General features: G+C 64.8%; 9 protein-coding genes. All 9 read right to left on the bottom strand.

Annotation, left to right across the window (positions count from 1 at the left end):
- Nucleotides 1-48 precede the first annotated feature (48 nt).
- On the bottom strand, nt 49-1,056 hold the full coding sequence (locus QTL98_RS21810; RefSeq protein ID WP_445682255.1) for a chemotaxis response regulator protein-glutamate methylesterase: 1,008 nt from the start codon (nt 1,054-1,056) through the stop codon (nt 49-51).
- Nucleotides 1,053-3,278, bottom strand: coding sequence for a hybrid sensor histidine kinase/response regulator (locus QTL98_RS21805; protein WP_445682254.1), 2,226 nt, complete (start codon nt 3,276-3,278; stop codon nt 1,053-1,055). The genes QTL98_RS21810 and QTL98_RS21805 overlap by 4 nt, the downstream gene beginning before the upstream one ends.
- Nucleotides 3,275-3,955, bottom strand: coding sequence for a chemotaxis protein CheW (locus QTL98_RS21800; protein ID WP_445682253.1), 681 nt, complete (start codon nt 3,953-3,955; stop codon nt 3,275-3,277). Before QTL98_RS21800 ends, QTL98_RS21805 begins: the two co-directional genes overlap by 4 nt.
- Nucleotides 3,952-5,175 carry a CheR family methyltransferase gene (locus QTL98_RS21795; protein WP_445682252.1) on the bottom strand — a complete coding sequence of 408 codons (1,224 nt, stop codon included), beginning with the start codon at nt 5,173-5,175 and terminating at the stop codon, nt 3,952-3,954. The genes QTL98_RS21800 and QTL98_RS21795 overlap by 4 nt, the downstream gene beginning before the upstream one ends.
- A complete protein-coding gene (locus tag QTL98_RS21790; protein WP_445682251.1) occupies nt 5,172-5,687 on the bottom strand; it encodes a chemotaxis protein CheW in 516 nt (171 codons plus the stop codon). The genes QTL98_RS21795 and QTL98_RS21790 overlap by 4 nt, the downstream gene beginning before the upstream one ends.
- A gap of 12 nt (nt 5,688-5,699) precedes the next feature.
- On the bottom strand, nt 5,700-7,340 hold the full coding sequence (locus QTL98_RS21785) for a methyl-accepting chemotaxis protein (RefSeq protein ID WP_445682250.1): 1,641 nt from the start codon (nt 7,338-7,340) through the stop codon (nt 5,700-5,702).
- A 131-nt stretch (nt 7,341-7,471) separates the two neighbouring features.
- The gene (locus tag QTL98_RS21780) at nt 7,472-9,097 is read right to left on the bottom strand and encodes a DHA2 family efflux MFS transporter permease subunit (RefSeq protein WP_445682249.1); all 1,626 of its coding nucleotides are present in this window, start codon (nt 9,095-9,097) and stop codon (nt 7,472-7,474) included.
- Nucleotides 9,094-10,263, bottom strand: coding sequence for an HlyD family secretion protein (locus QTL98_RS21775; RefSeq protein WP_445682248.1), 1,170 nt, complete (start codon nt 10,261-10,263; stop codon nt 9,094-9,096). The genes QTL98_RS21780 and QTL98_RS21775 overlap by 4 nt, the downstream gene beginning before the upstream one ends.
- A 145-nt stretch (nt 10,264-10,408) precedes the next feature.
- Nucleotides 10,409-15,484: a hypothetical protein gene (locus tag QTL98_RS21770; protein ID WP_445682247.1), complete on the bottom strand. Its 5,076-nt coding sequence runs from the start codon at nt 15,482-15,484 to the stop codon at nt 10,409-10,411.
- Nucleotides 15,485-15,513 lie beyond the last annotated feature (29 nt).

Genomic DNA, 15,513 nt, shown 5'->3' with positions numbered 1-15,513 from the left:
TACTTTCCGATCGAGCGCATCTTGTCATGTCGGTGCATGAGGCAGGGTTCAGGCAATCGCCTCGACCAGTCGGGGGGCAATTCGCTGCAACGGCAATATCTCCGTCGCAGCTCCAATCTCGAACGCCGCCTTGGGCATGCCGTACACCGCGCTGCTTTCACGGTCCTGTGCGATGGTCAGGAAGCCGTTTTCACGCATGTGTTTGAGGCCCAGGGCACCGTCCCGTCCCATTCCGGTCAGCAGCACGCCGAACGCATCTCCGCTCCAGTTCTCTACTATACTGTCGAAAAATACATCTATCGATGGCCGATAGATGTAATTTTGCGGTGCAGAAGAATAGGCGAGTGTGTTGCCAGGCTCGACCCGCAGGTGATCACCGGTTCCGGCAAGGAGCACTTCGCCGGCGGTGGGACGGTCGCCTTCCCTGGCGACCCGCACCGGAAGCGGCGAGGTGGTGCCGAGCCATGCAGCCATGTCGGCGGCAAAAACGCTGTCGACATGCTGGACAATGGCAACCGAGCCGTCGAAATCCGCCGGCAGTTGCCGGAGCAGGCTTTCCAGCGCCATGGGCCCCCCTGCAGATGCGCCGATAGCAACCAGTGGCGCCCCTGCCCTCGCGCCATGCCGGGGCTGGCCGCCGGCCGGCCTGTTACGGCGAACGCCCTGGCCGACAAGCCAGCCGATATTGTTGATCTTGTTAAGCAGTGCCTCGACATCGGCGCGGCCGGACTGGCCGATGGCCGGCGTGCGCACCACGTCCATGGCGCCATGGCCCATCGCCTCGAAGACGTGGTTCATGTTGCGGTCGATGTCGGAGGTAACCAGCAGGATGGCGCAAGGGGTAGCCGTCATGATGCGGCGGACAGCCTCTGCCCCGTTCATCTCGGGCATCAGCAGATCCATCAGCAGCAGGTCGGGCGTTTCCGCCGCACAGCGGCTCACCGCTTCGACGCCGTTGGCAGCCTCCCAGACCACACTGTGGGCCGGCTCGGCGGCCAGTGCCCGGCGCAGGGCCGCGACGGCCAACGGCATATCATTGACGATACCGATCTTCATCCAAGCGCAGGCCCGATCAAACCATGGACTGCGTCCAGCAGGGTCTCGTCATGGAAGCTGGCCTTGGCGAGATAGTAGTCGGCGCCTGCCTCCAGCCCGCGCTGGCGGTCCTGCTCGCGGTCCTTGTAGGACACTACCATTACAGGCAGAGACTGCAGTCGGCTATTTCCACGTACCCGGGTAACCAGCTCGATGCCGTCCATGCGCGGCATATCGATATCGGTGATCAGCAGATCGAACTGCTCGGCCTTGAGGGCGTTCCAGCCATCGATGCCATCGACGGCTACAGCCACGTCATAGCCCCGCCCTGCCAGCAACTTGCGTTCCAGCTCACGCACCGTCAGGGAATCGTCGACCACCAGCACCCGCTTGCGGGCAACGGCATTGTCAGAACGCCCCTGCCCGCCAACCCGCTCCAGCGTGCCGGAACCGAGCAGGCGTCCAACGGTGCCCAGCAGATCCTCCACATCGAGGATAAGCGCCGGCCGGCCGTCCTCGAGCAACGCGCCGGCAGAAACATCCCGTATCTTGCCAAGGCGCGGGTCGAGCGGCAGCACCACCAGATTGCGCTCGCCGAGGAAACGATCGACGGCGAGGCCATAAGTCGTCTGCCTGTCTCCGACGAGCACCACCGGAATGCCTGCGGCATCCACTTCACCGGCCGGGCGCTGCAGCAACTGGCTTGCCAGCACAAGGCCGACATGTTTGCCCTCGTGCCAGAAATGCTGCCGGCCCTCGAGCTGCACGATCCCGTCAGGTTGCAGGCGGATCATGCGGTCAATATGAGTCAGCGGGAAGGCATAGGCCTCGCCGCCAATCTCAACCAGCAGGCTGCGGATCACGGAGAGGGTGAGCGGGACTTCCAGATGAAACTGGCTGCCGAGCCCCGGTTCATGGGTCATATGTAGCCCGCCGCGCAGCTGGCGCAGGTCATGCTGTACGGCATCCAGTCCGACACCGCGGCCGGAGATGGCTGTTACCTCTCCCCGCATGCTGAAGCCGGGCAGGAAAAGGAAAGCCAGCAGCTCTTCCTCTTCCATCAAGGCGGCAGTTTCAGCCCGCGCGTAACCGCGCTCGACAACAAGGCCGCGCAGCCTTTCCAGATCGACGCCGGCGCCGTCATCCGCCAGTTCAAGCACCAGCATGCCGGCATGATGGCGGGCGGTGAGGAGCAGGCGCCCCTCCTCTGCCTTGCCGCGCCGGCGGCGCTCTTCCGGTGCTTCGATCCCGTGATCAACGGCGTTGCGCAGCAGATGCAGCAGCGGTGCATCCAGCCGCTCCAGCACATCCCGGTCTACCTGGGTGGAGCCGCCAACGATCTCCAGCCGCACCCTCTTGCCCAGTTCCTGCCCGAGGTCGCGTACCATGCGCTGCCAGCCGGCGGTGATTTCCGAAAAGGGTCGCATGCGCGAGCCGAGCGCCGCATCGTAAAGCTGCTTGCCGCGCCGCTCTCCGGCCCAGGCAAAATCGTCAAAGGCCTCAATATGCGTCTGCATATCCTGCTGCCCGGCGGCGAGCAGCCGCTGTAGCTCCTCGATAAGGGCACGGGCCTGGGGGGCGAGATCGTTAAGGCTGGTGGTCTCGCGCAGGGCCGCAAAGACGCGGGCCACGTCCTTCTGCCCTTGCTTGATCCGGTCAAGCGCTGTTCGCAGTGCCTTGACCCGCTGGAACTCGACAAGGGATTTGGCGGAAATATCCAGCAGATGGTCGAGATTTTCCGTCGAGACCCGCAGGAGCTTGGCGCCGGCCGGTTCGGCTGGTGCCCGGTCCGCCGCAGGAGCTGCTGCTACCGTTGGCGCCGGGCCAGAGGCGGACACCTGTGCAATGACAGCCTCTCCTGCCAGCAGGGCCTTCAGCCTCTCCGTCAATGCGCCCGCTGCCGCAAGGCTGTCCGCTCCGGCGTCGCTGCCAAGGCGCAGCAGCATATCGGCGCCTTGCAGCAGCACATCGATATGCGGGGTGGACAAGGCGAGCCGCCCTTCCTGAGCGGCCACCAGCAGATCTTCCATGGCGTGGGCAACATGCACCGCCGGCTCAAGGTCGATGATGCGGGCCGCGCCCTTCAGGGAGTGGGCAGCGCGCATGCAGGCTTCCAGCGCGCCGGCATCGCTTGCCATGCGCTCAAGCTCGATCAGCCCGCTATTGAGAACGGCACATTGCGCTTCCGCCTCCATGCGGAAGAGCTCGAGCATCGAGGCATCGCGCATATCGTCCGGGTTCACGCGAGGCTCCTGGTCATGGCGGCCATCAGCGTGTCGCCGTCCAGCAGCGTTACCGACCGCCCCTGCCATTGCAGGACACCGCGCGTAAAGGAGGGTGCCCCGACCTCGGCGCCGCCTGCCGGCTCCACGATGGTGGCGAGCGGGATGGCGTCGATGCCGGCGACCTCTTCAACCGGCGTAACCAGCGGGCCGCCCGGCGCCGAGAGGATCAGCATCAGCGGCACGACCCTGCGCCCCGTCGCTGCCGGACTGCCGCCGGCGCCTGCAATGCCGAGCAGCTCGGGCAGGGACAGGCAGGCCGCAAGGGTGCCGCGCACATTGGTGAGGCCCATCAGGCTGCGCGAGCGCTGATGCGGCAACGTATGGATCGGTGCCACCGGAGAGACTTCCAGCAGGAAGGTTGTTGCCAGCCCCAGCCACTCGTCCCCGATGCGGAAGATGAGCGTCGGCTGGCGGGGGCCGGTATCGCCTTCCGGCGCCGCCCTTTCTTCAAAACCGGTATCGGTGCCGGCACTGTAGCGGTCGAGCATCAGCACAGCCGCTTCGGCATGGACCGGGCAATTGCGGCAGTGGATGTGCTCGGTCAGCTTTTCGCAGCTACGGTCGCCGCGAATGCCAATGCGGTTCCAGCAATCATCCACGGCTGCTTCGAGCGGGTTGTTCAGGCCGGCTGTCATCGCCTGCCTCCGCCGGAGGCCGGATTATGAAAGGCCCTGAGCGCTGCCATGTGTGCCTTCGCTTCGGCGTGCTGCGGCTCCAGATAAAGCGCCTTGCGGTAATATCCCTCTGCCGCCCTTACCTGGCCGGCAGCGTCATTCAGCAGGCCGAGCCAGCAGAAAATGTCCGCCGCCGGGCCAAATTTCTGCAGATAGCCCTCGCAGAGCGCCAGCGCGGCATCCCGCTCGCCTCTATCGGCGTGCCGGGAGATTGCCTGAAGCATTTCGGCAGCGGCAGGATCAGATGCCTCAGCTTTGGGCTGTGCCGGCCGGGCGGCCTGCGCGAAGGCCGGTTTTACCCCGGCAAAGGCAGTACGGGCCGGCGCTGCCGGAAGCGGGCTGCGCACGGGTGGAGGCGCCTTGGGTTCGCGGCGGGTCGCCATCTCGTTGCTGGCCTCACGGGCCGCAAAGGCGAAGGTTCGGGGTTCCCCAAGCGGCTTCAGCCCGTTGCCGGTCAGCAGGGAAGCTTCGGCCGGGCCCGCAAACAGGATGCCTTGCGGATGCAATAGGCGCTCCAGCCGCGCCAGAGCAGCAAGCTGGGTTTCAAGATCGAAATAGATCAGCAGGTTACGGCAGAAGATGAAATCATAGCTGTGATCGGCAGCCGGGGCGGCCTCCAGCAGATTGGCCGTGCGGAACCGCACCTGTGCGCGCACCGCGCTGTTCAGCAGAAAGCCGTCCTCACCCCCGGTAAAATACCGGGCGCGGAAGGTCAGATCGTCGGCGCGAAAAGAGTTGGCGCGGAACACGCCTTTCTGCGCCACCTCAAGCACACGGGCACTGATATCGAGGGCATCGATCTCGAAGCTGGTGGCCGGCACGCCGGCATCCAGCAGCGCCATGGCCATGGAATAGGGCTCCTCCCCCGTGGAACACGGAAGGCTGAGGAGGCGCAGTTTGCGCCCTGCGGTCAGCGTGGCAGCGCGCGACAGGGCTAGGCGGGCAAGCAACTGGAAGGATTCCGGATAGCGGAAGAACCAGGTCTCCGGCACCACCACCGCCTCGATCAGCGCCTGTTGCTCGGTGGTGGAGGTCGAGAGCCTGTCCCAATAGCCGGCCGCGCCGTCGCTTCCTGTAGCGGTGATACGCTGGCGCACGGCCGCGCCGATTACCGAAGGGCCGATGGAGGCGGCATCAAGGCCGATCCGGTCTTTAAGAAATTGTTCGATACGGGCGCTCATGCGGCAGCGCCCCCGGGATCGGAGGGCGCGAACAACATTGCACGCACATCGTCGGGAAGCAGCCCTGCCACTTCCACCCGCTGGATCAACTGGTCGTCCTTCTGGATCGGGCCCAGATAATCGGCGCTTCCCCGGTCGAGTCCATAGGCTTCAAACCCCGCATCCGGCAACCACTTCGTCTCGGTCGCCCGTTCCAGAAGCAAGCCGAGCAGGCGATAATCCTGCGGCTGCGCTGTCACCGGATACTGCACGATGACCAGCCGGGTGCTGGTCTGCTGACGGGCGGCGTTGCCCGATACCCGGGCGGCAAGATCGATCACTGGCACCAGCCCGCCGCGATGCTCAAGAACGCCGGCGACCCAGGCCGGTGCCTCCGGCAGACGCTTCAAGGTCCGGCGCGGCAGCACCTCGCTTATCGCGCGGCTGTCGAGCGCATAGCGGTCCGCCCCTAGCTGAAACAGCAGGTAGAGCCGGCCTTCGCCGTCGTGTCGCGCCTGCCCGCCCGCGAGCATTGCCGTGGCTCCTCAGACCTTGAAGCGGCTGACGCCGGTTCTGAGCCCGGTCGCCACCTGGTTGAGTTCCTCGATCGCAAGGCTGGCCTGACGCAGCGATTCCGCCGTCTGGGAACTCGCTTCACCCAGCTGGCTCAAGGCTTCATTGATCTGCTCGGCGCCCGCGGCCTGGGCCTGCATGCCTTCATTGACCGTCAGCACCCGAGGTGCGAGAGCCTGGACCTGCTGGATGATCTGGGAGAGCTGGCTTCCGACCTGACCCATTTCGGCAAGGCCGCGGCGCACTTCCTCGGAGAACTTGTCCATGCCCATCACGCCGGCGGAGACGGCGGACTGAATGTCCCGCACCATCAGGTCGATGTCATAGGTCGCAACGGCCGTCTGGTCGGCAAGGCGGCGCACTTCCGAGGCGACGACGGCAAAGCCGCGCCCGTATTCACCGGCCTTTTCCGCCTCGATGGCGGCATTCAGCGACAGAAGGTTGGTCTGGTCCGACACCTTGACGATGGTGGTCACCATCTGGGTGATATTGCCGGCCTTTTCATTGAGCACGGCAAGCTTGCTGTTCACCACCTCGGCGGCGCCCATCACCTGATGCATCACCTCTTCCATGCGCGAGAGGCCGAGCTGGCCGGAGCCGGCGAGCACCGAGGTCTGCTCGGCCGTGCCGGAGACTTCGCCCATGGTGCGCACCAGATCGCGCGCTGTTGCCGCGATTTCCCGCGAGGTGGCGCCGATTTCCATCGTCGTCGCCGCCGTTTCGGACGCGGTGCTCTGCTGCTGCTTGGAAGAGGCGGCGATTTCGGTAACGGAAGTCGTCATCTGCACGGCGGAGCGCTGAGCCTGGCTCACCAGCCCCCGCAGCTCATCGACCATGCTGTTGAAGCCCAGCTCGATGGCGTTGAATTCGTCAGTGCGCTGCAGGTCGAGACGGACCGACAGATCGCCGCCGGCCATGATGCCGAGCGAGCGCACGATGCCTGCGATGGGCTTTGTCATCGCCTGCAACAACAGATAGCCGCTGAGGATGGCGATGATTGCCGCCAGCAGCACGGCAATGACGAGAATGATGCTGGTCATTCTCGCCGCATCGCTGATTTCCTGCGTGGCGCGAGCAGAGACACCCTGATTATAGACCATCAGCTGGTCCAGCTGGGCGCGCCCTTCCGTCCAGGCCGGCAGCAGCTGCGTGGCGACGAACTTGCGGATTTCATCCCTGGGCGCAGATTGCGCGAGCAAGGCCAGCCATTGGCCGTGCAGGGCCAGATAATGATCCCGCCCCTTGATAAAGGCTTCCGCCAGCTTGTGGTCGTCCGTCTGGGCAATGGTGCCCTGATAACCGGTCACGGCCTCGTCCAGCCGGCGGTTCAGCGCCTCGAACTGGCCTTGCACCGCACCGGCGTCTGCAGCGAACTGGCCGTCACTGTCCACAAGATCGGTCATCGTTGCCCGGGTTGTCAGCATGTGATCGACCCAGACCGAGCGGATGGCGGCGGCATTGAGGATGCCGGGAACGGCCTGCCGGGCGATGCTTTCAGCATCGTCGGAAACCTTGGCCATCCGCAGGGCCGCCGTGCCCGCAACCAGCAATAGGATGGCCACGATCACCGCAAAACTGGCGATGATCCGCATCCGGACGGTAAGGCTCTTCATCCCGATCCCCTACGCACACAGGCAGCCGCGCGATGGACTGCATCCGTTTGATTACAAAAGGATGCATAGGATGAAGTGCGGCGGCCGGGCAAGCCTCGAGAGCCCGGCCTATCCGCATGAGCAGCGGCGCTTCAGTGCGCGTCCGCCGACGGGCCTTTGGGCGGGGCAACCTTGCGCATCAGCGGCACCATGGCGGTGGCCAGGATGAAGCACAGCATCAGCGCCACGAAGGCATCGCCATAGGTCAGCACCTGCGCCTCGCGGAAGGCGAGTGCCCGCAGCTGATGGATCGCAACCTCCCTGCCCTGCACCACATCGCCATAATAGGCGCTGCCGTGGGCCGCCACCTTGGCGAGCCAGGCCTTCATTGCCGGATTGGCGGGGGTCAGGTTTTCGGCAAGCCGCAGGAAATGCAGGTTGGTGCGGTCATTAAGAATGGTGCCGCAGGCGGCAATGCCGATGGCGCCGCCCAGATTGCGCATGAGGTTGAAGAGGCCGGAAGCCAGCTTCAGCTTGGTGGGCGTCAGCCCGCCGAGCGTCAGCGTTACCGCCGGAGCAACGGCGAATTGCTGGGAAAAACCGCGCAGCGCCTGCGGCAGAAGCAGCTCCTTCCAGCCCCATTCATGGGTGATGGGGGTGAAGAAGAACATGCTGAGCCCGAAAAGGCCGAGGCCGAACATCATGAGCCAGCGCAGGTCGATCTTGCGCGAGGCGATGGCGTAGACCGGGATTGCCGCCACCTGGAAGATGCCGGTCGAGAAGACGGCAAGGCCGATCTCCAGCGCGCTGAAACCCCGCACGCGGCCAAGAAAGAGGGGCGTCAGATAGATGGTTGAAAAGATGCCGACACCGGACATGAAGGAGAAAAAGCAGCCAAGCGCGAAGTTGCGGCTGCCAAGTGCAGTCAGGTCGACGATGGGGTTCTTTGCCGTCAGTGTGCGCAGCACGAAGCCGATGCCGGAAAGCCCGGCAATCCAGGCGGTGGAGCGGATGACATGGTCATCCATCCAGCCATAACGCGGCCCTTCCTCCAGCGTATATTCAAGGCAGCCGAGAAAGAGCGTCATCAGCACGATGCCGAGATAGTCGGCCTTGGCAATCAGCGACAGGTCGGGCTTGTCGATCCTGACCAGCAGCGGCACGACGACGGCGACGAAGAGGCCGGGCACCAGATTGACGAAGAACAGCCAGTGCCAGGAATAATGGTCGGTAATCCAGCCGCCCACGGTTGGTCCCAGCGTGGGGGCGAGAGAAGCCAGCGCTCCGATGGTTGCCGCAGCCACCACCACCTTGCGGCCCGGAAAGAAGGCGAAGGCCGTGGTGAAGACGGTCGGGATCATCGAGCCGCCAAGGAAGCCCTGCGCGGCGCGAAAGGCGATCATGCTGTTGATGTCCCACGCCCAGCCGCACATCAGGCTGGTGATGGTGAAGCCGGCCGCAGAGACACAGAAGAGCCAGCGCGTGGACATGATCCGGGCCAGAAAGCCAGAGAGCGGAATGACGATGATCTCGGCGATGAGATAACTTGTCTGCACCCAGGCAACCTCATCCTGGCTGGCCGAAAGCCCGCCGCCGATATCGCGCAGCGAGGCAGAGACGATCTGGATATCCAGCAGCGCGATAAAGAACCCGACGCACATCACCGCGAAGGCGAAGATCTTCTGCCCTTCGGTAAGGGTCGCCGTGCTGCCCGCCGCCAGCTCAGCGGCTGGGGAAGCCGTCGCAGGAGCGGCAGTGGCGGAAGCGGGCGTGCTCATGGCAGCTGCTCCGCGCTCTTGCCGAGCGTCGCCTCGGCAACATTGGTCGCCGGCTCGAACGAGCCTGCCAGCGGGGCACTATCGCCGCCGCGCACATCCACCTCTGCTGTGACCGACAGGCCGGGGCGCAGGGCACCGAGCCTTGCGGCCGCCCCTTCCAGCCGGATGCGCACCGGCACGCGCTGCACGATCTTGGTGAAGTTGCCGGTGGCGTTTTCCGGCGGCAGCACGCTGAACTCGGCGCCGGTTGCCGGCGCCACGCTCTCGACATGCCCGGTAAAGATCTGCCCCGGCAGGATATCGGCTCGTATCTCGGCCTTCTGGCCCGGTTTCAGCTCTGCCAGCTGGCTTTCCTTGAAATTGGCATCGATCCACAGCCCCTCGGAGGGCACGACCGACAGCAGCGCTGCGCCGGCGGTGGCATAGGCGCCGTCGCGGGCTGAACGATTGCCGATCACCCCGTCTACCGGCGCGCGGATCTCGGTGTAGCTAAGATTGAGCCTTGCGATATCGCGTTCGGCAATCGCCTGATCGAGGCTGGCCGCCAGTTGCTTGCGGCGGGTTTCCAGCACGGCAAGCTGGCGGTTCGCGGCCTCGACCGTAGCGCCGGCCTTGTCTTCCGCCGCCACGGCCTTCTGGTAGTCGGCTCTCGCCTGCTGCAGGCGCTGGTCGGAGACATACTGGCTGCCGGAAAGCCTGGTGTAGCGGCTATAGTCCAGCTTCGCCCTGGCGGTTTCGGCCTGGGTTGCGACCTGCGCGGCCTCGGTTTCGGCGATGCTCGACTGCTGCAACCGGTAGCTGGCGTCGAGATTGCCGAGCGCGGCTTCCGCAGCTTCCACCGCAGCATCGGCCTTGGCCAGCGCCGCAGCAAGGTCACGCCCGTCAAGCCGCACCAGCAGGTCGCCGGCACGCACATGCTGGTTATCCGTTACCAGCACCTGATCGATAAAGCCGGCGATGCGCGGGGCGATCACCGTCACGTCCGCGCCGACATAGGCATCGTCCGTCTCTTCAAGGAAGCGCCCGGTCTGCCACCATTCCTTGCCATAGAGGCCGCCGCCAGCCAGCGCGGCAATAAGGATCGCGCCCATCAGCAGCTTCTTCAGCGGCAGGCGGCGACGCGCGCCGGCCCCGATCTCCGCGGCACCTTCGGTTCCAGCACTCATCTCCGTCACTCCCGTCATGCAGGGAAAAGCAGTCTGCCGACGGGTATGAAGCACTAACTTGCATTATGCAAGTTAGTGCTGTGTGAGCGAACCCACAGGGAGGGTGCGGACCCTCCCTGTGGTGCTATTTGCGCGTCAATCGAGATCAGGCGAGCGAGTTCTGCACGCCCTGCAGCTGCTCCGCCGTCATGCCGGCCAGCTGGGCGCTGGTGAAGGAACGCACCTGCTGCTCGGACATGGATTCGATCTGGTACGGGGTGAGCGCGGCAATCTGGTCGCTTGTCATCGCCGCCACCTGGCCGGTGGAAAGGCCGGTGATCTGCACCGCCGTCATCTGGCCGATCTGCGACGGGCTCAAATTGGCGAACTGGCTGGTGCTGAGTGCGCCGAGCTGCGTCGGCGTAAACTGGGCGAACTGCGTTGCGGTAAAGGCCTTGAGCTGAGCGCCGGTAAAGTTGGACATCTGTGTGGTGCTGAGCCCGGCGATCTGCACCGTCGTCAGCGCGGCAACCTGCTCGTTCGTCATCGCCCGTTGCTGGATACGCAGCATGGAGGAAAGCTGGCTCTGGCTGAGGCTCGCCACCGTGGCCGGGGTGAGGCCCTGGATTTGCGTTGCGGTCAGCGATTGCCACTGCGTGGTGGAGAGACCGGCCAGCTGCGTGGCCGATAGGCCGGCAAGCTGCGCCCCGGTGAGAGCGCCGAGCGCGGTAGTTGAAAGCCCGCCCAGCTGTTCGGCGGTGAAAGCCCCGACCTGCGCCCCCGTCAGGCTGCCCAACTGGGTGGCGGACAGTTTGCCGATGAAGCCGGTGCCAAGGCCGGTGATCTGGCTGGACGTGAGCGCCTGAAGCTGTTCACTGCCAAGTCCGCTCACCTGCGCCGCGCTCATCGCATTGACATGCGCATTGCTGAGAGCAGCAACCTGCGCCGGCTGCAGGGCCGCGATTTGCTGCGCCGTCAGCGCGGCAAACTGGGTTTCCGAAAGAGCATTGAGCTGCGCGCCGGTCAGCCCCACCAGCTGGGTGCTGCTGAGCCCCGCGAGGAAGCCCGTTGAAAGGCCGGTCACCTGGCTGGTCGTCAGCACGCCAAGCTGCGCGGGTGTCAGCCACGCCACCTGGGTCGCCGTAAGGCTGCCCAGCTGGGCGCTGCTGAGCGAGCCAAGTTCGCTCGCATCCAGCGAGGCGATCTCCGCCTCGGTAAGGCCGCTGATCTGGGCACTGGTGAAAGAAGAGAGCTTGCTGGTGGTGATCTTGTCGAAAATATCGGCCGGCAAGGCGGAAAGCTGCTCGCTCGTCAGCGCGGCGACCTGCTGCGATGTCAGCGCAGCCGCCCGGTCGGCATCAAGGGTGCTAATGATTGCCGTGGAGACGCCGCCAAGGCTGGCCGGGGCAATCGCCGCAATCTGCGTCGGGGTAAAGAGATCGAACTGTGCCGGCGTCAGCGCATTGAGCTGGCCGGCACTGAGGCCGCCCATCTGTGCAGCACTGAGGCTCATGAGACGCTCGGCCGGCAACTCGGCGATCTGCGCTGCCGGCAGGCTCTTGATCTGGGCCGCGGTAAGCGCGGCGAACTGCGTGTCGCTGAGTGCTGCCAGTTGTGTGGTGCGCAGGCTGGCGGTTGCTGCCGGATTGATCGCGGCTATCTGCGCCGGCGAGAAGGCAGAGAGCTGGCTGCCGCTGAGCGTGCCCACCTGATCCGCTGTCAGGCCGCCCATCTGGGCTGCCGTCAGCGCCTTCAACTGATCGTCGCTGATCATCGGGACGATCACCGGGCTCAGCGCAGCGATCTGGGTGGCTGACAGCGCCTTGATCTGCGTGGTGTTGAGCGCCGTTATCTGATCGGCGCTGAGCGCGCCGACCTGCGTCGTTTGCAGGGAGGCCAGCTGGGAGGCTGTCAGCGCGGCCACCTGCTGGCTGGTCAGGGCGCTTACCTGTCCGGTGGTGAGGCCGGAAATGGCGGCCGTTGAAATGGCGGATATCTTGGCCGCGGGCAATCCGGCTAGCTGGTCCGGGCTCAGTGCCTGAACCTGGGCCGCCGTAAGGCCCGCAATCTGCGATGCGGTAAAATCGGCAACCTGCTGCGGAGACAGCAAGGCCAGCTGGTCCCCGGTAAAACCGGCAATCTGGCTCGATGTCATGCCGGCCAGAAGTTCCGGCTTCAGGTTCACGATCTGGTCAGGCGTCAGGCCAGCGATCGCTGCCGGGGTCAGCGCGGCAAACTGCGTTGCCGTCAGCGCGTTGATCTTGCTACTGCCCAGCACAGCCACCTGCTCTGCCTTCAGGCCCTTCAGCTGATTGGCGCTGAGGCCGGCAAACTGCGTATCGCTGAGCACGATCAGCCGGTCGGCACTCAGGGCGCCGACCTGCGTCGTCGTCAGGCCCGAGAGTTGGCCGGTGGAAAGGCCGGAGACGGTTTCATCATCAAGCCCGTTCAACTGCGTGCTGGTCATGGTGCCGACCTGGGCCGCGGTGATACCGGCAAACTGGTCGGTCGTGAGCAGCGCGAGAAAATCGTTGCTGAGGCCGGCGATCTGCGTGGTCGTCAGGCTCGTCAGCTGCGTTGGCTTCAGCGCGGCAATCTGGGTATCGCTGAAGCTGTTAAGCTGCCCGGTCGTCAACCCCTTCATCTGAGCGGCGGTTAGCCCGGCAATCTGTCCGGCGGTCAACTGGCCGATCTTTTCAGTGGAGAGCGCACCGATCTGCGTTGCGGTCAGGCTAGCAAGCTGCGTGGAGCTCAGGGCGGAAAAATCCTCCCCGTTCAGCGCGTTAAGCTGGGTTGCCGAAAGGCTGGCGAGCTGGGCTGCGGCGAGCGCAGCCGTCTGGGTAGGCGTGAGCACGGCAAGCTGGTCCGCCGTCAGTCCCTTGAGCTGAGCGGCTGCCAATACGCCGATCTGTGCCGGGGTGAGCGCACTCACCTGCTCGGCCTGCATGGCGCCGATCTGCGCCGCTGTCAGGCTTTTGACCTGCAGGCTGGAGAGGTTTGCGACCTGCGTTCCGGTAAGGCCGGTGACCTGCGCGGTGGTGAGAGACGCGATATGGGCCGCCGTCAGCGCCGCGGTCTGGGTATCGCTGAGGGAGGAGATCTGATCGGCCGTCAGCCCCTTTATCTGGGTCGTGGTCAGGCTTGCGATCTGCGCCGGGGAGAAGGAGGCAAGCTGGTCGGGGCTCAGCGCCGCGAGCGCTGCCGGCGACAGGTTCTTCACCTGCTCGTTGCTCATGGCGGCGATCTGGGTGGTGGAAAGCCCGCCGATCTGCCCGTCCTTCAGTGCCCAGATTTGCCCGGCCGTCATACCGGAGAGCTGCGTGGTTGTGAGCCAGGAAATTTGCGTGGCGGAGAAACCGGCAAGCGCGAAGGTCGTAAAGCCGGCCATCTGGCTTTTGCTGAACGCCGCCAACTGATCCTGGCTGAGCACGGCGGTCTGCGCGCCGGTAAGCCCCTTCATCTGCGTCGTGGTGAGCGCCGAGAGCATGTTTGCCGGCAGCTCCGCCACCTGGTCCTCGGCGATGGAGCCGATCTGGGCCGCGGTAAAGCTCTTGAGCTGGGCGGCGGACATGCCGGAAAGCTGCTCGGAGGTGAGCGCCTTCATCTGGCTGGTGGTGATACCGGCGATCTGGCTGGCGGTCAGCGCGTTGAGCTGCGCCACCGGCAGAGCGGCCAGATGGTCAGTTGAAAGCCCGCCGATCTGCGCCGGGCTGAAGGAGGCGAACTGCTTGGCCGTAAAGGTTGCCAGCTGGTCATCGCTGAAGGCGTTGAGCTGGCTGGCTGTCAGCGCGCGCAGTTGCACGGCGCTCAGCTGGGGAAGCTGGGCGGCGCCAAGGCTCGAGAGCTGCGAGCCGGTGAGCGATGCCATCTGCGATGCGCTGAGGGCGCCGATCTGGATTGCCGTCATACTGGCGATGCGGCTTTCCGGCAGGGCGCTCAGCTGGCTGGCGGCAAGCGCGGCGATCTGCACCTTGCCGAGGCTGGCAAACTGGTCGTCGGTCAGCTCGTTGAGCTGGGTGACGGAAAAGGCTCTCACCTGCCCCAGCGTCATCACTCCCAGCTGCGCCGGGCTCAACACGGCCAGCTTGTCTTCCGTCAGCGAGGGGATGTTGACGCCGTTGATGGCGGCGAACTGGGCCGGCGTAAAGGCGGCGATCTGGTCGGCATTGAGGCTCTTGAACTGCTCGGGTGTCAGCGAGGCGATCTGCACATTGGTAAGGCCGGAGATCTGCTCGGTGGTCAGGCCCGAAATCTTGGCGGCCGGCAGGGTCTTGATCTGGGAGGCGGTAAGCGCCGTGATCTGCGCCGGCTTCAAAACCGCCATCTGCTCGGGCGAGAGCGCCGCAAGCTCGGCCGTCGTCAGGCTCTTGATCTGTGTTGCGGTGAGCAGGCCCATATGCTCGTCGGTCAGCTGCGCGACCTGATCAGTTGTCAGCGACGCGATCTGGGCCCCGGTCAGCCCCTTGAACTGGGTGCTCATCAGGCTGCCGATGAGTTCCGGGCTCACCCCCTTGATCTGGGTGGTGGTGAGATTGCCGATCTGGGCAGCGGTAAAACCCGACCATTGCGCAAGGCTCAGCTTGTTAAGCTGGTCGGCGGAGAAGAACTTTACCTGCGTGGTGGTAAAGCCGGAAATCTGGCTGGCGCTGAGCTTTGCCAGCTGCCCGTCGCTCACTTCGCGGATCTGGGCGGAGGTAAGACCGGAAAGCTGCGCGCCGGAAAGCGCACCGAGCTGGGCGGTGCTGAGGCTATTAAGCTGCGTCGTCGTCAGGCAGCCGATCTGGCTGGCGCCAAAAGCGCTCATCTGGGTGGTGCCGAGCGCGGCGATCTGTACGGTGCCAAGCGCCCGGATCTGGGTTGCGGTCAGTGCGGCAATTTGTACCGGGGAGAAGGCGGCAATCTTTTCCGGAGTGAGCAGCGAAATTTCATGCGGGGAGAGGCCCCGGATCTGCGCCGCATTCATGACGGAGAAATCCTCCGCCTCGAAGGCGTTGAACTGGTCATCACTCAGCGCGTTGAGTTGAGCGGCGGTAAAGCCGATCTGGCTGGTGGTTAGATGGGTGATCTGCTCGGCCGTCAACCCACTGATCTGGTTAACAGAAATCGCGCCGACCTGCGCCTTTGACAGGCTTGCGACATCCTCCAGCGAAAAGGCGCTGATCTGGGCGGCAGTAAGAGCGGCGATGCTCTTGAGGGAAAGACTGCTGACAGGGGTGGAGGTGGTCTGAACTGCAGCCGTCATCGTCAGGGTGCTCTTTCCGGAAAGCAGCG

This window comes from Radicibacter daui (assembly GCA_030657355.1).
Classification (GTDB): Bacteria; Pseudomonadota; Alphaproteobacteria; order Radicibacterales; family Radicibacteraceae; genus Radicibacter; species Radicibacter daui.
The sequence above is the reverse complement of the archived record's forward strand: the minus strand, read 5'-3'. Positions and strand labels throughout refer to the sequence as shown.

Excerpts from the sequence above, each read along its gene's own strand:
- QTL98_RS21770 (WP_445682247.1), bottom strand. The coding sequence starts at position 15,484 with ATGACGGCTGCAGTTCAGACCACCTCCACCCCTGTCAGCAGTCTTTCC.
- QTL98_RS21790 (WP_445682251.1), bottom strand. The coding sequence starts at position 5,687 with ATGCTCGCGGGCGGGCAGGCGCGACACGACGGCGAAGGCCGGCTCTAC.
- QTL98_RS21795 (WP_445682252.1), bottom strand. The coding sequence starts at position 5,175 with ATGAGCGCCCGTATCGAACAATTTCTTAAAGACCGGATCGGCCTTGAT.
- QTL98_RS21780 (WP_445682249.1), bottom strand. The coding sequence starts at position 9,097 with ATGAGCACGCCCGCTTCCGCCACTGCCGCTCCTGCGACGGCTTCCCCA.
- QTL98_RS21775 (WP_445682248.1), bottom strand. The coding sequence starts at position 10,263 with ATGAGTGCTGGAACCGAAGGTGCCGCGGAGATCGGGGCCGGCGCGCGT.
- QTL98_RS21810 (WP_445682255.1), bottom strand. The coding sequence starts at position 1,056 with ATGAAGATCGGTATCGTCAATGATATGCCGTTGGCCGTCGCGGCCCTG.
- QTL98_RS21785 (WP_445682250.1), bottom strand. The coding sequence starts at position 7,340 with ATGAAGAGCCTTACCGTCCGGATGCGGATCATCGCCAGTTTTGCGGTG.
- QTL98_RS21800 (WP_445682253.1), bottom strand. The coding sequence starts at position 3,955 with ATGACAGCCGGCCTGAACAACCCGCTCGAAGCAGCCGTGGATGATTGC.